Genomic DNA, 20,653 nt, shown 5'->3' with positions numbered 1-20,653 from the left:
CTTCATTTCTTCCAGGAACTTCATGCGACAGCGCATTGCACGGAAACGCGTCCTGGCCACAACGGTCGTTCTATCGATGGTTGCAGTCGTAGCGCTGATCGTCAGCATGCGCTCGCAATGGGGGCAGGCAGTCGGCCCGCCTCCGATCAATCTGGGAACGGCACGGATGCAGGCCGAAGTGATGGCAGAGCTCATCGACCTGCGACCGACACCACCAGGGAAGCCGCCGGAACCACCGATTCCAATCAAGGGAATCTTCTCCCCGATGCTGACCGGTAACAGTGGATCCGCGACCGCGGCAGTGCCGCTGGAAGATGTCGCGCCAGCACACTTCGAGCCGCGCGGCTGGGAGCCCGACATGCCATTTGTCGTGATGGAATGGACTGCGCCTACCTGTGGCGAAGGAGACCCCGCCCCTGTCTGCCAGGTTCGTCACAGCGTCGTGGAATGGCGTGATGATGACAGTGCGGCGTCCTTTCAGCTGCAGCAGCATCTGGAGTCGATGCTGCAGGTTGCGAACCGCCGGGCTGTACGCGTACCCGACCTTGCGTTTGAGCTTGCGCATGTGCGAGCGCAACGGATGACGTGGGACGAGCTTCAGCAACGGCGTGCGCGTGGCATCGAGGGATGCACGGGTGGCCCGGGCAATCCCGATCTGGGCGTTGTCTATCTGCAGCGTCCTGTGTTCAGCCAGGAGGGGAACTGGGCAATGGCATCGGTCGCCTCGGATCTGTGCAGTGGAGGAACGGCGATGCGCGTCCTCTACCTTCTGCACCGCAGGAAGAGCGGATGGGAGCGTATTCGAGTGGAGCCTGTCCGCCATATGAGCGTTGGACACGGCCTGTGGCCCGCGTTGGCGGAGTCGTGATGACAGATACCTCGTTCAAGCCAGCCCGTGAATGCCAACAACGGATCACCTGGCGACGCATTGCATCGCTGGCGGCGGCGCTGTCGGCTTTGGCTCTTGTGGCCGGGATCTGCAGCCTGCGCCCGAGGTGGCAGCAGGAGATCGGTCGGCTACCGATCAACCTGGGAACAGCGCAGATGCAGGCGGAGGCGATGGCGCTGGCGATCCGGCAGAGCCCCCCATTCCCCCCTCCACCCCCGCCAGTGCCGCAGCCAACGCCAGTTCTGCCATCGTCGCTGAGCGAGGTGCCCAGCGCACCGCAGACACCGTCCACGCGCGTTGATCAATGGCGCCCGCAGGAACAGCCGCAGTTGACCGACCCGGTGGGGGAGGACATCTACGTGATGGAGCAGACCTTGCCCTATTGCTGGCCGGGCAGCAGTGCCTCCATCTGCCAGGAGGTGGACGATCTGGTCCTGCCACTGGACGATTGGTGGCCGCCGGACATCCATGCGCTGCGGTTGCAGCTGCAGGCGGACCTGGTTCCCGCCAATCGCCGGTCCACGCCAGTGCCTGCGGCCGCATTGGCCGGTGCGCAGCGGATGGACGGCGCGGGGCTTCGAGCGCTGCGGGAGCAGGGGTGCGGGGCAACGGCGCATGGGCCGACTCGGACATACGACCACGTCGCCTATCTGACCCGGCCTGTTTTCAGCGTCGATGGGCAGTGGGCTATGATTGCGGTCGCCTGGGATTCGTGTTCCGACGATTTCGTCTACCGGGAGCTTGTCGTGCTGCATCGGGAACAAGGACGCTGGATGGCCGAACCCCCGGAACGGGGTCTGGGCGGCGTATGGGACGGCCGCATACTGCGGCCCTGGACGTACAACCACTGACGAGGAAGAGCGCATGGATGTCGCTGCACGCAGGAACAGGACGTTGTTTCGTTGGATCATGGTGACGCTGCTGGCGGTACTGATGCCGTTTGCAGCGCTGGCGCAGCCCGCAGCCGGGCAGGCCGATGGCGCCGAAGCTGCCACTGCCACGGAAGAGGCGCAATGCCGCGCCTGCAGCTATGAACGCATCGGGCCCAAGGTCGATATCGGGCTGGTTGCATTGGTGTCGCTGCTGGTGGTGGGTCTGCTGATCGCAGCGTCGCGGGAATGGGGCACCACGTCGCAGCGCTGGACCTGCCGCACGCTGGCCCTGCTGCTGGTGGGTGTCGGTGTGGCGTTGCTGTGGTGGGCTGGCAGCGTCGTCTACCTGGGCTACAACCCGTGGCAGGAAATGGCCGCCCCCGCCGATGGTTCGCTTACCTCGACACTGCTCAACACCTCACCGAAGTGGCTGGCGGCGCTGGTGTTGATTGGTTTCGCGCCTTCCATCTGGAAGCGTAGCGAACGCCTGCCGGCCTGGCGTATCGGCTGACCCTGGAACGACGGCGCCGGGTCAGACCCGGCGCCGCCTGCGGCCATCAGTCAAAGCGCCAGCGCACGCCCGCATAGACGCCACGGCCTTCGCCTGGCGTCGAGCGCGCGACATCCTTGCCGGCGTCGTCGTAGCCCGGCGTGACCGTGGCGGCGTAGTGGCGGTTGCCGATGTTGCGCATCTCCGCCCACGCCTGCCAGCGGCCACCGGGTGCGTCGTAGCCGATGCGGCTGCCGAAGATCGCATGGCTGTCGGCCCAGTAGCTATTGGCGTAGTCCACCGCGATGCGCGAGGCGTATTCGGTGTTCAGCGCGGCGTACAGGCCGGAGGCATGATCGAAGCGCAGCTCGGCCTGGTAGCTGTGGCGCGGCAGGCCGGGCAGGCGGTTGCTGCCGAAGCGTGCATCGTGGCGATAACGGAAATCACTGAAGGTGTACGCCTGGCGCAACGACAGGCGCCCCGGCGCGGCCTGCCACAGTGTGCTGTCCAATCCGGCTTCGATGCCACGGTGCACGGTGGGGCTGGCGTTGTTCTCGGCGATGAAAAGGTTCGGCACCGGTTGCAGTTCGACACTGAGCAGTTCGTGGTTCACGTGGGCGTAGTAGCCGGTCAGTTCCCAGCGACCCAGCGCCGCGTCACCGCGCGCGCCCAGTTCCAGCGTGGTGGCGGTCTGGTTCTGCATCGGCACCGGCGCGCGCTGGCGGCCGGTAGACGGGCCATTGCCCGGCCCGAAGTACTGGTTCGAGCCCCAGATCATCGACCACGGGTGCGGCGCCTCCACCGAACGGCTGAGGTTGCCGAACCACTGCGTCTGCGCGCTGTGCTGCCAGGTGAAGCCCAGTCGCGGCGCGTAGTCCCAGTCGTGGTCGCGCAGGCGGCCGCCGCTGCTCGGCCAGGTCACCTGCACATCGCGGCGGGTGCTGATCAGTGCCAGCCCGGTCTGCATGCGCAGGCGGTCGTTGAAGGTGAGGGTATTGCCGACGTGCAGCGTACTGTCGGTGCCGTGGTGGCGGAAGTCACGCGTGCGCGTACCGGCGGCATAGCCGTTGCTGGCAAAGCGCAGCGACTCGCGCACATCGGCGTCCAGATCGTGGGTGGCGCGCAGGCCGACCGTGGTCTCGCTGTCCAGGCCGAACAGCCGGTGGCGATGGCGGTAGTCCAGCGTGGCGTTGAGGTTGGCGTAGTCCAGCTGCTGCCGGTACAGGCTCTCGTTCAAGTCCATCGGGTACGTGTGGTAGACCAGCCCGGCCTGCAGCGAGGAGTCCTCATCGATCTGCAGCGTGGTGACATTGCCCACCCAAGTGCTGCCCGGTTGCGGGCGGCGAGCATCAATGGCCAGGTTGGACGCATTCGCGGCGTGCGGATCGTTGCGGATCTGATCGCGGGTCAGGCGGCCGGGCGTTTCATGATTGGTTTCGCGGTAGCGCACGAAGAAACGCGTCTGCAGATCGGGGGTGATCTGCCAGCCGATGTTGGCCATCGCGCCCTTGCCGTCGCCGCGCGCATGGCGCTGATAGCCATCGAACTCGGTATCGGTATAGGCCAGGAAGTAATCGACATCGCCACTGACGCCGCCCCAGCTGATGCCGTGCTTCTGGTAGCCACGGCTACCCGCTTCGTAGTGCAGCTGCACGCCGGCCGAATCACGGCCGCTGCGGCTTACATAGTCGATGGCACCGCCCAGCGCCAGCGCGCCGCGCTTGAAACCATTGGCGCCCCGCAGCACTTCCACGCGTGACAGCCACAGCGGTTCGAGCAGCTCGTAGGGCGTGCCGCCCGGTCCGGTCAGCGGCAGCCCGTCGATCGACACTGCGATGCCCGAAGCATGCGCGCCCGGCCCGCGATTGATGCCGGAGCCGCGGATGGACACCTTGGTGCCCTCGTTGCCCGGCGACTGCGCGCTGATACCGGGCTGGTAGGCCAGCACATCGGCGCTGCTGGACAGGCGGCTGCCGGCCTTGGCCACGTCGATGACGTTGCTAGCGCCGGGCACGCGCTTCAACGCCTCGCGCGCCTGGGCACTCGCATCGGCGGCAGCGGTGACCCGTACGGCATCGAGGGTGGTGGCCTGGGGGGCGGCGACGGCGATGGAGGAAAGGCCTAGGGAAACGGTCAGGAATAGCAGCGAGGGAGTGGGGCGGTACGGCGAGAGCGACATGCGGAAATGCTGTAAACCACGAAAGTGTCGCGCAAGTTAACAGGTCGGCGCCGTCACGTCACCCGTCGCTCGCGTATGGCCGCCCGCAACATCCATGTAGAGCCGAGATCCTATGTTCGCGGTCAAGCCTGCTGGAAGCAGGCTTGACCCACTTTCAGCATGGCTGGGTCAAAGTCCCGACCGCTCTTGAAGACGCCCCAGGCGATCTTGGCTAGTTTTCTCGCCAGAATGTTGAAAGTGGCAGTACTGCTGTGGCCGCGCTCGCGGATGGCGTTGTAGAGAGGCTTGCCACCCTTTGAGCGGGTCAGGCCCATGGCCGCCATGTAGAGGATCTGACGCAAACCGGCGCTGCCGCGTTTGGACAGGCGACGCCGACCGATCCGTGCGCCGGATTCGTTGGGTCGCGGATCCAGGCCGGTGCAGGCAATCCAGGCGTCCGAGCTGGCCAAGGGCCAGCGCGTGATGTGATGGGTAATGAAGGCCGCCACCGTCGGTCCGATCCCCGGAATGGTCATGATTCGTCGATACAGATCGTGCTGTTCACCACTGCGGCACAACCGTTGGATCTCTTGATCCAGCAGGGCGATGGCCTCTTTCAGGCTACTGAAAACCCCTCCGAAGAGTGCGGATTCTGATGCTCCCGACCCCAGCGAGAGATTGAGCTTCGTCTTGCTCCTGACCAGGCTGTCACGTTGCTGGAGCAGTACATGCAGCCGCTCCTGCGCAGGCGAACGAGCGACATGCTCGTGCAGATTGTCGGCCTCCTTGGCGATGTAGCGCGCGATAACCTGTGCGTCGCCAGAGTCGGTCTTGCCGCGGCAAGCCACCCCCTTGGCGTAATGCTTGATGTCGCGCGGATTGAGCACAAAGACCGCGTGGCCGGCCTTCTGGGCAGATTGAGCCACAAGCTCGTGGTAGCGATTGGTCGCCTCCACCCCAATGCGAGTCCTGGTCGGCAGGCCGGACAGCCACTTACCGATGGCCGACGCTGAATTGGGGATTCGAGTGCTGCCCTTGGTGCCATGGCGCGCCACCACAAGGCTCTTTGAGTCGGCATCGATGCCGACGGCTAAACGATCTGACATCTGCGTAACTCCCAGCTATTGTTGAGGGGCTGGGGTGGTACCGCACCACGTTGGCTTGCCTCCATCGGCGGTCCTCAAAGGCCGCTAGATCCTTTATCGACGTTAAGGTGCGGGATGGGGATCGCTCGGCTCGTCTGTCGGCTGCTACCCGCAGATATCATGTTGACGGTCCCTCCACCCTGGCTCCTACATACCGCGTAGGAGCCGGGAGGAACATACAAGCCCATGCTCGGCTATCGCGCGCAGCGCGCGCGGGTCTCCTGCGATCGCAACGAAGAGCAGCCAAGCATGGGCTCGGCTCTACAGCAGGGTTTAGGGCGAGGGCTTCGCCAGCGCCTTGGCCTTCGCATACAGCCGATCAGCCGCTTCCCTTTCGCCCAATGCCGCATGGCACTCGGCCAGGCTGTCCCACGCGTTGGCCGAATCCGGATACAGCTCGGTGTTGAGCGTGAACACTTTCAGCGCCTTGCCAGCACCCAGACTCTGGCGGATGGCATAGCCATCGGCATTGATCGCGCGCTCCAGTTCGCCGGTGGGAACGCCATTACTGTCGCGCAGCCAGCTACGCATCTGCGGTTTCGCATCGGTGCTGTCATCCAACGCATAGCCGATCAACCGCTCGGACAACACCGCATGCGGGAATTCCTTCGGCGCGGCCACCGCCATCGTGCTTTCCACCAGCGTGCTCGACCAGACATTGCGGGCGCTGCCGTTGGTCAGGTAAACGAATACCCAGTAGCCGCTGGCCAGCGTGCCCTTGTAGGCCAGCCGCGCACGTACACGGGTGCCGCCATCGTGGCCAACCTGGGTGTAGCCGTCGCTGCGGGTGGTGTCCCATCCCGTGGAGAAGAAATTGTTGCCGCCACCGGCCAGTTTCTGCGGCTGCCAGAGTTTTTCCAGGGTCGCCGTGCGCACCAGCTTGCCGGTCGCAAGCGCCTGCAGGAAACGGTTCATGTCGCCTACGGTGGTCTGCAGATCGGCATGGCCCCAGCCGTAGTCCGGCCAGGGGTCTTCATTGGCGGGCTGCAGTTGGCCGTCCCTGCCGATGTAAGGCACCGCCGCGCGCGTGGCCGGCACGCTGGCCACGCCCCACGAGGTGCTGGCCATCTTCAAAGGCTGCAGGATGCGTTCGCGTGCGATGGCCGGGTAGGGTTTGCGATAGTGCGCTTCCAGCAAGGCGGTCAGTACCAGGTAGTTGGCCTGGGTGTACTGCACGCGGCTGCCGCTGGCGAACTGCATCGGCGCGGTCGCGGCGACCTTCAGTGCAGCGGCAAGATCAGGCGCCACACCGGTGTAGCCCTTGCTGACCCAGCGGTTCTCCACCCGGTCGTAGTACTCGCCGATACCCGAGCTGTGGTTGAGGAAGTCGCGCACCGGGATCGTCTTCCATGCGGCCGGCAGGTCCGGCACATAGCGGCTGGCCGGCGCATCCAGATCCATCTTGCCTTGGTCGACCAACTGCATCACCAGCGTGCTGGTCAGCAGCTTGGCCATCGACTGCGCAGTGAAAATGGAATTGACGGTGGCCGGTGCGTGGGTAGCGGGATCCCGTTCACCGCTGGCGCCCTGGTACAGCGCCTGGCCGTTGTGGGCGACCAGTACGGCCTGGCCGGCGATGCCGTAGCGTTCGCGGTTGGTCTGCAGTTGGGTATCCAGCTGGGACGAGAGGTTGTCGGGAGCACTGCGCGCCGAAACGGGCAGGGTGGCCATCAGGAAGCAGGAAAGTGCAACGGCAAGAGCGCGATGCATCGCAGTGGTCCGTCAGCGGTGATGGCGCATCTTGGCATGTAGAGCCGAGCCCATGCCCGGCTGCCTTCCGGTCAGGCGTGGTGACCCTGGAAGCACTGAGCCGAGCATGGCTCGGCTCTACAGGTGCCTTGCGGTAGTGCCGGCCAGTGGCCGGCACCCCTGCGATCAGCCGAGAATCCCCGGCAGATCCAGCCTCTTCTCCTTCGCGCAGTCGATCGCGATCTCATAACCCGCATCGGCATGGCGCATCACGCCGGTCGCCGGGTCGTTCCACAACACGCGGCCAATCCGCTTCGCCGCTGCCTCGGTGCCATCGCACACGATCACCATGCCGGCATGCTGCGAGAAGCCCATGCCCACGCCACCGCCGTGGTGCAGCGACACCCAGGTCGCGCCGCTGGCAGTGTTGAGCAGGGCGTTCAACAGCGGCCAGTCGGAGACCGCATCGGAGCCGTCGGCCATCGCTTCAGTCTCGCGGTTCGGCGAGGCCACACTGCCGCTGTCCAGGTGATCACGGCCGATCACCACCGGCGCCTTCAGTTCACCGTTGGCGACCATCTCGTTGAACGCCAGGCCCAGACGATCGCGGTCGCCCAGACCCACCCAGCAGATGCGCGCCGGCAGGCCCTGGAACTTGATCTTCTCGGCGGCCATGTCCAGCCAGCGGTGCAGGTGTGGGTTGTCCGGAATCAGCTCCTTCACCTTGGCATCGGTCTTGGCGATGTCTTCCGGGTCGCCACTCAGCGCCGCCCAGCGGAACGGGCCGATGCCACGGCAGAACAGCGGGCGGATATACGCGGGCACGAAACCCGGGAAATCGAAGGCATTGGCCACGCCTTCTTCCAGCGCCATCTGCCGCAGGTTGTTGCCGTAATCCACGGTCGGCACGCCCAGTGCGTGGAAGCCGAGCATGGCGCGGATGTGGTTGGCCATCGAGGCACGCGCAGCCCTTTCCACTTCCTTGGGGGCGGAGACACGTTTCTCGTCCCACTGCTCGACGGTCCAGCCCTGCGGCAGGTAGCCGTTCACCGGGTCGTGTGCGGAGGTCTGGTCGGTCAGCAGGTCCGGCTTCACGCCGCGCTTGAGCAGTTCGGCCAGCACGTCGGCAACGTTGCCGAGCAGGCCCACCGACTTCGGCGTTCCGGCCTTGCACGACTCCTCGATCAGGCGCAGCGCTTCGTCAAGATTGTCGGTCCAGGTGTCCAGATAGCCGGTGCGCAGGCGCATGTCGATGCTGCTCTTGCGGCACTCGACGGCCAGGCAGGAGGCGCCGGCCATCACGGCAGCCAGCGGCTGTGCACCGCCCATGCCGCCGAGGCCGCCGGTGAACAGCCACTTCCCGGTCAGGTCGCCACCGAAGTGCTGGCGGCCCATTTCCACGAAAGTCTCGTAGGTGCCCTGCACGATGCCCTGCGCGCCGATGTAGATCCAGCTGCCGGCGGTCATCTGGCCGTACATGGCCAGGCCCTTCCTATCCAGCTCGTTGAAGTGGTCCCAGTTGGCCCAGCGCGGTACCAGGTTGGAATTGGCGATCAGCACGCGCGGTGCATCGGCATGGGTGCGGAACACACCCACCGGCTTGCCCGACTGCACCAGGAGAGTCTGGTCGTCGTCCAGGCGCTTGAGCGTTTCGACGATGGCATCGAAGCTCTCCCAGTCACGCGCGGCGCGGCCGATGCCGCCGTACACCACCAGCTCCTGCGGCCGCTCGGCCACGTCCGGGTGCAGGTTGTTCATCAGCATGCGCAACGGCGCTTCGGTCAGCCAGCTCTTGGCGTTGAGCGTGGTGCCGGTCGGCGCGGCGATGGTGCGGGACGGGTCGTTGCGGGTCATGCGGCGCTCCGGTTCGTAGCGAATTCAAGGCAGGCATTGAGCACCTGCGCCAGGGTGTGGCGCAGTGGTGCGGCGTGGTCGGGGTCGAGCGGGGTGGGCCAGCTGTGTTCGTCCACCTGATCCGGCAGGGGTTCGTGCATGTAGCCACGGCAGGCCAGCTCCATCTGCAGGCTGTGCACGCCGCCGGCGATGTTGCTGTAGTGGCGGGTGATCCAGCCGCCCTTGAAGCGGCCGTTGCGCACCTGGCTCATGCCACTGATCTTCAGCAGGTTTTCCACCACATCGCTCAAGGCGTTGTCGCAGGACGTGTCGGGTGCGCCGGACGGCCCGGCGGTACCGAGGTTGAACTGCGGCAGCTCGCCATCGAACAGGTGCGGAATATGCGAGCGGATCGAATGCGCGTCGTACACCACCACCGTACCGTGCTGCGCGCGCAGGCGGGTGATCTGTGCGGCCAGCGCATCGTGGTAGGGCAGGAAATACGTGTCGCGGCGCCGCGCGATCTCGGCGTCATCCGGCTCGCGGCCCGCGTGGTACAGCGGCTGGTTGTCGAAGGTGGTCAGCGGGCACAGACCGGTGGTGTTCTGGCCCGGGTACAGCGACACACCGCTGGGATCGCGGTTGAGGTCGATCACCGAACGTGAGATCGCCGAGCGCACCGTGGTCGCGCCCATGCCGCGCACGAAGTCGTACAGCTCGTGCACCCACCAGTCGGCATCGCGGCGTGCCAGCCACGGCGAGTGGTAGTCGCCGATCAGGTCGTGCGGCAGCTCGCTGCCGGTATGCGGGAAGCTGACGATGAGGGGGGCGTCGCCCTCGTGCACCGTCAGCCAGTCGGGATGGGTATTCATGCCTGCGGTTCCACGGTTGGCAGCTCCACGCCTGGCAACAGATGGGCCAGGCCCTGCGCCAGCGCGCCACTGCGCACCAGATTCGTGGCGGTCACCATGTCCGGATGGAAGTAGCGGTCTTCTTCCAGCGTCGGCACCTGCGCACGCAGCGTGGCGCGCACGGTTTCCAGCGCGGCACTGGAGCGCAGCGGCGCATGGAAGTCGCAGCCCTGCGCCGCGGCCAGCAGTTCGATGCCGATCACGTTGGCCGCGTTCTCGGCCATCTGCATCAGGCGCCGCGCACCGTGCGCGGCCATCGACACGTGGTCTTCCTGGTTGGCCGAGGTCGGGATCGAATCAACGCTGGCCGGGTAGGCGCGCTGCTTGTTTTCAGAGACCAGCGCGGCGGCGGTCACCTGCGGAATCATGAAGCCGGAATTCAGGCCGGGGCGCGGGGTCAGGAACGCGGGCAGGCCGGACAGCGCCGGGTCCACCAGCATCGCCAGGCGACGCTCGCTGATCGAACCGATCTCGCACACGGCCATCGCCAGCATGTCGGCGGCGAAGGCCACCGGTTCGGCGTGGAAGTTGCCGCCGGACAGCGCTTCGCCGGTTTCGGTGAACACCAGCGGGTTGTCGGTCACGCCGTTGGCTTCGATTTCCAGCGTGGTCGCGGCCTGGCGCAGGATGTCCAGCGCCGCGCCCATCACCTGCGGCTGGCAGCGCAGGCAGTACGGATCCTGCACGCGTACGTCGTTGTCACGGTGCGACTCGCGGATGCCCGAGCCCTGCATCAGGGTGCGCAGCGTGGCCGCTGTGGCGATCTGGCCGCGCTGGCCACGGATGGCATGGATGCGCGGATCGAACGGGGTGTCCGAGCCCTTGGCCGCTTCCACCGACAACGCGCCGGTGACAAGTGCCGCCTGGAACACGGTTTCGATCTCGAACAGGCCGGCCAGCGCGTAGGCGGTGGAGAACTGGGTGCCGTTGAGCAGCGCCAGGCCTTCCTTCGCGCCCAGTTCGATCGGCTGCAGGCCGGCACGCGCCAGTGCGTCGGTTGCGGGCAGGCGTTCGTCACCAATGAACGCTTCGCCGACGCCCAGCATCACGCTGGCCAGATGCGAGAGCGGCGCGAGGTCGCCCGAGGCGCCGACCGAACCCTGCGCCGGTACTACCGGCAGCACGCTCTTGACCAGCATCGCTTCGAGCAGCAGCAGGGTTTCCTCGCGCACGCCGGAAGCGCCCTGCGCGAGGCTGACCAGCTTCAGCGCCATCATCAGCCGCACCACGCTGGCCGGCATCGGCTCGCCCACGCCGGCAGCGTGCGAGAGCACGATATTGCGCTGCAGAGTGGCCAGGTCCTCGCGCTCGATGCGCACGCTGGCCAGCTTGCCGAAGCCGGTATTGATGCCATACACCGGCGCGCCCTTGGCGACGATGGCGGCGACGGCGGCGGCGCTGGCACGCACCACCGGCAGTGCGGCCGGGTCCAGTGCCAGCGGCGCGCCGCGATAGACCTGCCGCCACTGGGCGAGAGTGACATGGCCGGGGCGAAGAACCAGGGTGTTGCTCATGTGTTGCTCCAGGAGGCAGGCAGGTCGGGCTGCCCGCGCACCACGCGCGCGTGCAGCGGGTTGAATCCAATGCGATAGACCAGGTCGGCGGGGGCGTCGATGTCCCAGATCGCCAGGTCGCAGTCCATGCCGACGGCCAGACGGCCGATACGCTCGCCATGGCCCAGTGCGCGCGCCGCTTCACGGGTGAAGCCGGCGATGCATTCGTCCACGGTCAGGCGGAACAGGGTGGCGCCCATGTTCATCGCCAGCAGCGGGCTGGTCAGCGGCGAGGTGCCGGGGTTGCTGTCGGTGGCCAGCGCCAGCGGCACACCCGCCGCGCGCAATGCAGCGATCGGCGGCAGGGTGGTATCGCGGGTGAAATAGAACGCGCCCGGCAGCAGCACAGAGACAGTGCCGGCCGCCGCCATCGCGGCGATGCCGGCGTCATCCAGATGTTCGATATGGTCGGCCGACAGCGCGCCGAAACCAGCGGCCAGTTCGGCGCCGTGCTGGTTGCTCAGCTGTTCGGCATGGATCTTCACCGCCAGCCCGTTCGCACGCGCCGCTTCGAAGACCTGGCGCGCCTGCGCGGGCGAGAAGGCGATGTTCTCGCAGAACACGTCCACCGCTTCGGCCAGGCCTTCGGCGGCAATGGCCGGAATCATCACCTCACACACCTCGTCGGTGTACTCCTGCGCCTCGCGGCCTGGCGGAATCGCGTGCGCGCCGAGGAAGGTGGTCACCACGTTGACCCGGCATTCCTCGCCCAATGCGCGTGCGACCTGCAACTGCTTGCGTTCGTCGGCCAGGGTCAGGCCGTAGCCGGACTTGATCTCGATCGTGGTCACGCCTTCGGCGCGCATCGCCAGCAGGCGCGGGCGGCTTTCGCTGGCCAGTTGCTCGGGTGTGGCGGCGCGGGTGGCACGCACGGTGGAGACGATGCCGCCGCCGGCACGGGCGATGTCGGCATAGCTGACGCCCTGCAGGCGCTGCTCGAATTCGTTGGCGCGGTTGCCGGCGTAGACCAGGTGGGTGTGGCAGTCGATCAGGCCCGGCGATATCCAGCGGCCCTCGCCGTCAATGCGGGTGGTCGGCTGCAGGTGGGCGTCGCTGCCGGCCGGGCCGACATGGACGATGCGGCCGTCGGCGCAGGCCAGCACGCCATCGCGGATGACACCCAGGCCCTCGCCATCGAGGGTGATCAGGTGGACGTTGGACCAGAGGGTTTCGACGTGCATGGCATCCACAACGCGGCTGTGCTTATATGTCTATACAATATAGGCGTCCATTTCGGGTTGTCCAGCCATGTCCGATTCGCGTTCCCCGCACTGTTTCCATGCCGCCCACGCCCTGCTGGCCGAGGGCTGGGCCCGTGATGTCCGCCTGCAGGTTCAGGACGGCCGCATCACCTCGATCAGCACGGGGCAGGGCGCGCAGGACGGTGACACCCGCGTCGGCATCCTGGTGCCGGGCCTGCCCAACCTGCACAGCCACGCCTTCCAGCGCGGCATGGCCGGCCTGACCGAGATCGGCGGCGGTGACGGTGACAGCTTCTGGAGCTGGCGCGAACTGATGTACCGCTTCCTGGCCCATCTGCGCCCGGACGCGGTGCAGGCCATCGCCGCCCAGGCCTACATGGAAATGCTGGAAAGCGGCTTCACCCGCGTCGGCGAATTCCACTACCTGCACCACGATGCCGACGGCCGCGCCTATGCCAACCGCGCCGAGATGAGTGCGCGGATCGCGGCGGCGGCCGATCAGACCGGCATCGGCCTGACCCTGCTGCCGGTGTTCTATGCGCATGCCGATTTCGGCGGGGCAGCGCCGAATCCCGCTCAGCGTCGCCTGATCCACGATGTGGACGGCTTCGCGCAGTTGCTGGATGCCGCCAAGCCGGCATTGGCCGCGCTGCCCGATGCGGTGCTCGGCATCGCACCGCACAGCCTGCGCGCTGTCACGGGCGAGGAACTGGGTGCGTTGTTGCCGCTCACCGATGGCCCGGTGCACATCCATATCGCCGAGCAGATGCGTGAAGTCGAGGCCTGCCTGGCGTGGAGCGGCCAGCGCCCGGTGCAGTGGCTGTACGACCACGCACCGGTCGATGCGCGTTGGTGCCTGGTGCACGCCACCCACATCACCGACGACGAGCGTGCCGCCATCGTGGCCAGCCAGGCCGTGGCCGGCCTGTGCCCGATCACCGAAGCCAACCTGGGCGACGGTCTGTTCCCGATGCAGGCGTTCGCGCGCGAGGGTGGCCGTTTCGGTGTCGGCTCCGATTCCAACGTGCTGATCGATGCCGCCGAAGAACTGCGCCTGCTCGAATACGGCCAACGCCTGACCCTGCGTGGGCGCAATGTGCTGGCCCCGGACGCCACCCGCAGCACCGGCCGCTTCCTGTTCGAAGGCGCACTGCACGGTGGGTCGCAGGCGCTGGGCGTGGCCGCTGGCCTGCAGGTCGGTGCCAGTGCCGATCTGGTCGAACTGGACGCCGCGCACCCGGCGCTGCAGGCGCGACAGGATGACGCATGGCTTGACAGCTGGGTGTTCGCCGCACGTAATGGCGCGCTGCGATCGGTCTGGCGCCATGGCCGCCAATGCGTGGCCGAGGGCCGCCACCTGCAGCGCGAGGCGATCACCACCGCCTTCGCCGCCGCCCTGAAGGGCGTGCTGGGCTGATCGCCTCCGCCACCGGGACCCCATTACGTGAAGGCCAGCAAGTCCGCCACGCTCAACCAGCGTATCCGCAGCGATCTGGAAAGCCGCATCCTCAGCGGAGAATGGGCGCCGGGCTTCCGCATTCCATACGAACACGAGCTGATGGAGCAGTACGGCTGCTCGCGGATGACGGTGAACAAAGTGCTGACCGCGCTGGCCGAGAGCGGCATGATCGAACGTCGCCGTCGTGCGGGTTCGTTCGTGGCGCGGCAACCCCCGCACCTGGAGCAGGTGGCGTTGGAAATTCCGGACATTGCGATGGAGGTCGGTTCGCGCGGGCATCAGTACGGCTACCGGCTGCTGCAGCGCGAGCTGCGTCTGGCTGAAGTGGGCAATGCCGGCGAAGTGGAACTGGCCGGCAGCGAAATGCTGTTGGCGATGCGTTGCCTGCACCTGGCCGATGGCCGCCCGCTGGCGCTGGAGCATCGCCTGATCAGCCCCGTCGGCGTGCCCGAGGTGCTGGAGGTCGATTTCAGCACTACCGCGCCGGGCAGCTGGCTGCTGCAGAACGTGTCGTGGACCCGCGCCCAGCATCGCATCAGTGCCTGGGGCGCGGATGCTGTCACCGCCAAGCTGCTCGATGTGAAGCCCGGTACCGCCTGTCTGGTGATCGAGCGCTTGACCTGGCGCGGTGAGCAGCCGATCACCCGCGTGCGCCAGGTGTTCCTCGGCGATGCCTGGGACCTGGTTGCGCGCTTCGCGCCTGGGGCGCGCTAGAGGCGTATCCACGCATGGCGTGGATCTACTGAATCCCGGTTGGGATTATCCGACGCGTGTGAATCCCTGGTAGATCCACGCCATGCGTGGATGCTGCCCCATCAATACGTGGCGCATTGGCGCCAGCGCACCGGCTCATCCACACCGGGTCGGGCATTGAGCTGGATGCGCACGTTGCGCAGGGCGGGGTAGTGCAGCACTTCCTCGCAGACCTGCGGCCACACCGCGTCCAGCTCGCCGGTGCGGTTGATCGCCAGCGTCTGCCGGGTCAACCAGACACCGCTGGCGATGCCGGGCTTGCCGGCCAAGGCACGGGACAGATCGGCCTGGAAGCGCTCCAGCGTAGCGGCATCCGGGTTGGGGTTGCTGCGCGCATCGGTTGAGGGCGCGGCCGGTGCAGGCGTAGCGGCCGGCGGCATGGTGGCGGGGGCCGGCGCCGGTTCGGGCGCCGCTTCAACCGCAGGCGCAACCGGCGCGGGGGCGACCGCCACCTCGGCAACGGGCGGGGCGTCCTGCACGTGCAGCCCTTGCAGGCTCAATCCCACCAGCAGGCCCAGCGTGACCGCGCCGAGCGCGGCAATGGCGATCCGGCGCAGGGCTTCATGGCGGGCGCTGGCGCGCACACGGGTTTCGATTTCCGCCGGTAGATAGGGTTGCAGCAGCGGCCACAGGCGCGGGCCGTCCAGCACCTCGACCGCCTGCTTCTCGGCGGCGCTGCGGCCGTCGCGTTCCATCCGGCCTTCGGTCAGCAGCACGCCGCCCTTGGCGCCGGCCAGGCGCGCGGCTGCACCCAGTTCGTTCACTGCAGCGGTGCCGATGCGGTAGGCCAGGCCGTGCTTGCACGACACCAGCCAGCTGTTGGGGCCGTCACTGAGCAGGAAATCGCTGCTGGGCTCACGGGATTCCTCGCCTGGGTCATCCAGTTCGCGCAGGCCGCGCTGCTCGCGCAGCATGCGCTTGACCAGTACCGAGAATTCGCGCCAGTGCATGCCAGCCAGGGCCTGCAAGCCGAGTTGCATCTCCTTCTGCCGCCGTTTGATCCACCACAGATAGACAACGGCCAGGGAACAGGTAAGCAGGGCCGACAGCAGGGCCAGGATCCAAGGGAGCATGCAGGAGGTGCGCGGAAGGGGCGAATGCGAAGGCGACAGTGTAAAGGTCGCGCCGTGCCGCTGAGTCAGGATGTTCCTGACAGGAAGCGTGATGGAACGCGCAGTTCGGAATACCGCAGGCACGAAAAACCCGCCAATCCTGAAGCCGTGAGGGGAGGGAACAAACGGCAGCCGAAGCGATTGGCGGGTTGCTCGCGATTGTCAATCAAAATTTATTGCATTGCAACAATGGCCGGTCAGGGCACGCTGCCTGGCGACTGATGGCTGCCCGGTGCAGGTGCATCAGTGCCCGAGGCGTCGCGATTCTCCAGCTTGGCCAGGCGCGCCTGCAGGGCATCGATGCGAGCCTCCAGCGCAGTCACCTCGTCGGCGGTGGGTACGTGCAGGCGCTTGAGTACGCCCTGCACCTGATCGTCGAACGCCTTTTCAACCTTGTTCCAGGTGCCGGAGGCCTTCTCGCGGGCCTCGTCCAGCGAGGTTTCAACGTTGTCGCGCCAGCCCGGGCCCTGTTCGCCGTTGCGTTCACGGCGGCGGGCTTCCCAGGCTTCGCCTTCCTTCACCAGGCCGTCGAAGAAGCGGCTGCCTTCGGCCTGTGCACGGCCAAGAGCGCCCAGGCCGGCCAGCCAGACCTGCTGCGCCGAGTCACTCAGCTTGCGCGAGAAGCGCTCGGCCTGGTCACCGAACGAGGCGTCGTCGTTGCGGCGGTCATCGTTTTCGTACTGGTTCATCGCACTTCCCGTGGGAGTTGGGCCTGCCCCCGAGAGTAGCGCGCGTTGGCGTTGCACGGCCGTGATGGCCGCCGCCGGGGTTCAGCCCAGCTTTTCCTTCAGCACGCGCTGGATCTCGCCTTCGACCATGCCCTTCATCGCCGACAGCAGGAAGCCCAGCTTGGCGGTCACGCGCACGGCGCCCGGCTGCAGTTCGATCGCACCGTCCACGCCGCTGCCGGAGAAATTCAGTACGTCGGCAGTCCAGGACGACTTCAGGCCGAAGCGCTCGGACAACTTGGCGGCAACCTGTTCGATCGCGGTGCGCGCCTGTGCGTCGGGCAGGGCGTGGGCGTGGCGGACATCGATGGTGGACATTCAGGCTCCTGGCGCAGGGCGGGGATGATCAATGAGGGCGAGCATTGTGCGCATCGAGGGCCTCCGCGCCAAGCACTCATCGTGGGTTCTTCTTCGTTGGCGGCCAACCTGCTAGGCTGCGCCGCGTGCAGAACCTGCTTGTCCACTTCAGTCAGCAACAACAGCCCGACCAGCCGCTGCGGCCCGGGGTGCAACGCATCGTGCGCCAGGCCAACGGCAGTGTGCGGCTCGGCGATGCCGGCCACGGTGCCCTGCTGCTGGCGCAGTTCTGCGTGGATGATCGCGGCCTCTGGCTGCAGGTCGGCAACGGTATCCGCGGCATTCATGTGAACGGTCGCCCGGTGCGGCGCATGGCGCTGCTGCGTGCCGGCGATGCGGTGTATGTGGACGGCGTGGAAATGGTCCTGCAGGGCGAGGTCGAGAGCCTGCTGCAGGCGCCTGCGCCGAAGAACGACGACGGCTCCGATGAGCAGCAGCGCCTGCTGCGCGGTGTCGGTGGCCTGCACCATGGCCGCAGCTTCACGCTGTCGCGGTCCCGCCTGATCGGCCGCGGCGGCGACGCTGACATCGAGATCAATGAACCGGCCTTCGCCGAACAGCACGCCCGCGTGGAAGTGCACGGCGAGCGCGTGCTGCTGCGTGACCTGGGCAGTGCCGACGGCACCCGGGTCAACGGTGTGGCCGTGCGCCACTGCTGGCTGCAGGCGGGCGACCAGGTCGTGTTCGATGGCCAGCACCGGTTCGTGCTGGAAGTGCCGCATGACCCGCGCCGGCGCCCGCTGCCGGATGAAGACGAGTCCAGCCAGGACGCCGAGCAGGCGCCGGTGCTGCCGGCCGTGCCGCGCAAGGTCCGGCGCTGGCCGTGGCTGCTGGTCAGTGCGCTGCTGCTGGCCGCGCTGCTCAGCCTGCTGCTCTGGTTCGGCGCGCGCTGATCTGAATCCGCCGGGCATGGCCCGACGCTACCCCCCCCCCCGGCGTGTGCCCACCCGCTTCCGGTAGGTGCCGACCTTGGTCGGCACGCTCCTTCGGCGGGAATGACGCCTGACGGCGTACGCCGACCAAGGTCGGCGACTACCGGCGCCATGCGGGTGGCCAATGGATTCCAATGAAACCAAATTTCCCTTGCGCCACAAGGCCGCAAGGCTGGTGCACTGCGGCATACTAGGGGTCTTGCCCCACAGGTGTGACATGACGCGCGCGTTCAACTTCAGTGCCGGCCCTGCAACCTTGCCGGAATCGGTCCTGCGCCAGGCGCAGGCGGAAATGCTGGACTGGCACGGTACCGGTGCCTCGATCGTGGAAATGAGCCATCGCGGTGTGGAATTCATGTCCGTGGCCGCCGAGGCGGAAGCCGATCTGCGACGCCTGCTCGACATCCCCGACGACTATGCGGTGCTGTTCCTGTCCGGTGGTGCGACCACCCAGCAGGCGCTGATCCCGCTCAACTTCGCCGCCCCCGGCCAACGTGCCGACTACGTGGTCAGTGGCCACTGGGGCAAGACCGCGGTCAAGCAGGCCGGTGTCTACGTCGACGTCAACATCGCCGCCAGCAGCGAGGCCAACGGCTACCGCGAACTGCCGGCGCGTGCCGACTGGCAGCTGTCGCCCGATGCCGCCTACGTGCACATCACCGCCAACGAGACCATCCACGGCGTCGAGTTCCGTGATGTGCCCGACACCGGCAACGTTCCGCTGATCGCGGACTTCAGCTCGTCCATCGCCAGCGAACCGCTTGATGTGCGCCGTTATGGCGTGATCTACGCCGGCGCGCAGAAAAACCTCGGCCCGGTCGGCATCGCGGTGATGATCATCCGCCGCGACCTGCTCGAGCGCAGTGGCCAGCCACGTGCGGACATCTTCGATTACCGCTCGCACGTCGCCCGTGATTCGATGCTCAACACCCCGCCGACCTGGAACTGGTACCTGGCGGGCCTGGTGTTCAAGTGGATGCTGGCAGAAGGTGGGGTGGCCGAGTTCGCCAAGCGCAACGCCGCCAAGGCCGCGCTGGTGTACGGCGCCATCGACGGCTCCGGCGGCTTCTACCGCAATGAGGTCGCACATGCGGCCCGTTCGCGGATGAACATCCCGTTCTTCCTGCCCGATGCCGAGCTCGATGCCCGCTTCGTCGCCGAAGCCAAGGCCGCCGGCCTGCTGGCGCTGAAGGGCCACAAGGTGGTCGGGGGCATCCGTGCCTCGCTGTACAACGCCATGCCGCTGGCCGGGGCCGAGGCGCTGGTCGCCTTCATGGCTGATTTCCAGCAGCGTCACGGTTGAGCAATGAACGGCGCGCACCGTCGGGTGCGTGCCCCGCAACAAGGAACTCCGATGGCAAGCAGCAAATCCAGCAAGAAGGCGCCGAAGAAGGCCGAACCGGCCAAGGACAGCGCCTCCACCAAGGCCAAGGGCAAGAGCACGTCCAAGGCCGCGTCGAATCCGGCGCCTACCCTGGCGCCGCTGGCGCTGGCCGATGTGCGCTCGAAGATCGACCAGATCGACCGTGACATCCAGAACCTGATCGCTGAGCGCGCGCGCTTCGCCCACCAGGTCGGCAAGGCCAAGGGCAAGCTCGCCGCCGCCGTCGACTACTACCGCCCCGAGCGCGAAGCGCAGGTGCTGCGCATGGTGGTGGACCGCAACGAAGGCCCGCTCAGCGATGAACTGCTGGTGCACGTCTACCGCGAGATCATGTCGGCCTGCCTGGCCCAGCAGGAGCCGCTGAAGATCGGCTACCTCGGCCCGGAAGGCACCTTCAGCCAGCAGGCGGTGCTCAAGCACTTCGGCCGCTCCGCGCTGGGCCTGCCGATGGCCAGCATCGAGGAGGTGTTTCAGGAAGTGGAAGCGGGCAACGCCGATTTCGGCGTGGTGCCGGTGGAGAATTCGGGGCAGGGCACCATCCAGATCACTCTGGACATGTTCCTGACCTCCAACCTGAAGATCTGTGGCGAAGTGGAACTGCGCGTGCAGCAGTACCTGATGTCGCGCAGCGGCCGCCTCGAGGACATCGAGCGCATCTACGCACACCCGCAGTCGTTCATGCAGACCTCGGCGTGGCTGCGCGCCAACCTGCCGAAGGCCGAGAAGATTCCGGTATCCAGCAACGCCGAAGGCGCGCGTCGCGCGCGCAACGCCGATGATGCGGCGGCCATTGGTGGCGAGAGCGCCGGCCACGTGTACGGCCTGAAGAAGGTGGTCACCAAGCCGATCCAGAACGATGCCGACAACACCACCCGCTTCCTGGTGGTGGGTCGCAACATCTTCCCGACCTCCGGCCACGACCGCACCTCGGTGCTGGTGTTCATCCATGACAAGCCCGGTGCGCTGTTCGACGTGCTCAGCCCGTTCGCCCGCCACGGCATCAGCATGAACCGCATCGAGTCGCGGCCGTCGCACCACGGCAAGTGGGAGTACGGCTTCTTCATCGACCTGGCGGGCCACATCGACGACGCGCCGATGCAGGCTGCCCTGGCCGAACTGGAAGCGCACTCGGCGCAGATCAAGGTGCTCGGCTCCTACCCGGTGGCCGTGCCCTGAGTGCTGCTGC

The 20,653-nt window shown here is 66.9% G+C and carries 18 protein-coding genes; 8 read left to right on the top strand and 10 right to left on the bottom strand.

Annotation, left to right across the window (positions count from 1 at the left end; translation table 11 throughout):
• The first annotated feature begins 22 nt into the window (after positions 1 to 22).
• The 3 genes from M1L61_RS14380 to M1L61_RS14370 are packed head-to-tail and all read left to right on the top strand — an operon-like array spanning position 23 to position 2,272.
• Positions 23 to 868, top strand: coding sequence for a hypothetical protein (locus M1L61_RS14380; RefSeq protein WP_019660341.1), 846 nt, complete (start codon positions 23 to 25; stop codon positions 866 to 868).
• The gene (locus tag M1L61_RS14375) at positions 868 to 1,740 is read left to right on the top strand and encodes a hypothetical protein (protein ID WP_248853698.1); all 873 of its coding nucleotides are present in this window, start codon (positions 868 to 870) and stop codon (positions 1,738 to 1,740) included. The genes M1L61_RS14380 and M1L61_RS14375 overlap by 1 nt, the downstream gene beginning before the upstream one ends.
• Positions 1,741 to 1,753: 13 nt before the next feature.
• On the top strand, positions 1,754 to 2,272 hold the full coding sequence (locus tag M1L61_RS14370; RefSeq protein ID WP_345779122.1) for a hypothetical protein: 519 nt from the start codon (positions 1,754 to 1,756) through the stop codon (positions 2,270 to 2,272).
• Positions 2,273 to 2,318: 46 nt separating this feature from the next.
• On the opposite strand, the gene M1L61_RS14365 is transcribed toward M1L61_RS14370, so the two are convergent.
• From M1L61_RS14365 to hutI, 7 genes are all read right to left on the bottom strand, one after another.
• Positions 2,319 to 4,430: a TonB-dependent receptor gene (locus M1L61_RS14365; protein WP_248853696.1), complete on the bottom strand. Its 2,112-nt coding sequence runs from the start codon at positions 4,428 to 4,430 to the stop codon at positions 2,319 to 2,321.
• A 122-nt stretch (positions 4,431 to 4,552) separates the two neighbouring features.
• Entirely contained in the window at positions 4,553 to 5,515 is a 963-nt protein-coding gene (locus tag M1L61_RS14360; RefSeq protein WP_049409923.1) for an IS110 family transposase, read from the bottom strand.
• Between the two features lie 312 nt (positions 5,516 to 5,827).
• A complete protein-coding gene (locus M1L61_RS14355; RefSeq protein WP_248853695.1) occupies positions 5,828 to 7,264 on the bottom strand; it encodes a serine hydrolase domain-containing protein in 1,437 nt (478 codons plus the stop codon).
• A gap of 165 nt (positions 7,265 to 7,429) precedes the next feature.
• Complete coding sequence (hutU, locus tag M1L61_RS14350; protein WP_248853694.1) at positions 7,430 to 9,097, bottom strand: urocanate hydratase; 1,668 nt, start codon at positions 9,095 to 9,097, stop codon at positions 7,430 to 7,432.
• A complete protein-coding gene (gene hutG / locus M1L61_RS14345; RefSeq protein ID WP_019337290.1) occupies positions 9,094 to 9,948 on the bottom strand; it encodes an N-formylglutamate deformylase in 855 nt (284 codons plus the stop codon). Before hutG ends, hutU begins: the two co-directional genes overlap by 4 nt.
• Positions 9,945 to 11,501, bottom strand: a complete 1,557-nt coding sequence (gene hutH / locus M1L61_RS14340) for a histidine ammonia-lyase (protein ID WP_248853693.1) — start codon at positions 11,499 to 11,501, stop codon at positions 9,945 to 9,947. The genes hutG and hutH overlap by 4 nt, the downstream gene beginning before the upstream one ends.
• Positions 11,498 to 12,721 carry an imidazolonepropionase gene (gene hutI / locus M1L61_RS14335; protein ID WP_197597216.1) on the bottom strand — a complete coding sequence of 408 codons (1,224 nt, stop codon included), beginning with the start codon at positions 12,719 to 12,721 and terminating at the stop codon, positions 11,498 to 11,500. The genes hutH and hutI overlap by 4 nt, the downstream gene beginning before the upstream one ends.
• 67 nt (positions 12,722 to 12,788) lie before the next feature.
• Here hutI and M1L61_RS14330 point away from each other — a divergent pair, with 67 nt between their 5' ends.
• Together M1L61_RS14330 and hutC are read left to right on the top strand one after the other, a co-directional pair.
• Complete coding sequence (locus tag M1L61_RS14330; RefSeq protein ID WP_248853692.1) at positions 12,789 to 14,159, top strand: formimidoylglutamate deiminase; 1,371 nt, start codon at positions 12,789 to 12,791, stop codon at positions 14,157 to 14,159.
• A gap of 27 nt (positions 14,160 to 14,186) precedes the next feature.
• On the top strand, positions 14,187 to 14,915 hold the full coding sequence (hutC, locus tag M1L61_RS14325; RefSeq protein ID WP_049412977.1) for a histidine utilization repressor: 729 nt from the start codon (positions 14,187 to 14,189) through the stop codon (positions 14,913 to 14,915).
• Positions 14,916 to 15,016: 101 nt separating this feature from the next.
• Here hutC and M1L61_RS14320 read toward each other — a convergent pair whose 3' ends face one another.
• From M1L61_RS14320 to M1L61_RS14310, 3 genes are all read right to left on the bottom strand, one after another.
• Complete coding sequence (locus M1L61_RS14320) at positions 15,017 to 16,027, bottom strand: restriction endonuclease (protein WP_197602297.1); 1,011 nt, start codon at positions 16,025 to 16,027, stop codon at positions 15,017 to 15,019.
• Positions 16,028 to 16,263: 236 nt separating this feature from the next.
• Complete coding sequence (locus tag M1L61_RS14315; protein ID WP_010480542.1) at positions 16,264 to 16,755, bottom strand: phasin family protein; 492 nt, start codon at positions 16,753 to 16,755, stop codon at positions 16,264 to 16,266.
• A gap of 81 nt (positions 16,756 to 16,836) precedes the next feature.
• Positions 16,837 to 17,112 (bottom strand): polyhydroxyalkanoic acid system family protein, encoded by a 276-nt coding sequence (locus M1L61_RS14310; protein ID WP_049455440.1) that lies wholly within the window; start codon positions 17,110 to 17,112, stop codon positions 16,837 to 16,839.
• A gap of 125 nt (positions 17,113 to 17,237) precedes the next feature.
• Between M1L61_RS14310 and M1L61_RS14305 the strand changes: the two genes are divergently transcribed.
• From M1L61_RS14305 to pheA, 3 genes are all read left to right on the top strand, one after another.
• Entirely contained in the window at positions 17,238 to 18,044 is an 807-nt protein-coding gene (locus tag M1L61_RS14305; RefSeq protein WP_010480552.1) for an FHA domain-containing protein, read from the top strand.
• Between the two features lie 256 nt (positions 18,045 to 18,300).
• A complete protein-coding gene (gene serC / locus M1L61_RS14300) occupies positions 18,301 to 19,386 on the top strand; it encodes a 3-phosphoserine/phosphohydroxythreonine transaminase (RefSeq protein WP_019337284.1) in 1,086 nt (361 codons plus the stop codon).
• A 51-nt stretch (positions 19,387 to 19,437) separates the two neighbouring features.
• The gene (pheA, locus tag M1L61_RS14295) at positions 19,438 to 20,643 is read left to right on the top strand and encodes a prephenate dehydratase (RefSeq protein ID WP_019337283.1); all 1,206 of its coding nucleotides are present in this window, start codon (positions 19,438 to 19,440) and stop codon (positions 20,641 to 20,643) included.
• The last annotated feature ends 10 nt before the right edge of the window (positions 20,644 to 20,653 follow it).

This window comes from Stenotrophomonas sp. NY11291, assembly GCF_023277365.1.
Taxonomy (GTDB): domain Bacteria; phylum Pseudomonadota; class Gammaproteobacteria; order Xanthomonadales; family Xanthomonadaceae; genus Stenotrophomonas; species Stenotrophomonas geniculata.
This window is presented reverse-complemented; position numbering and strand designations above follow the sequence as displayed.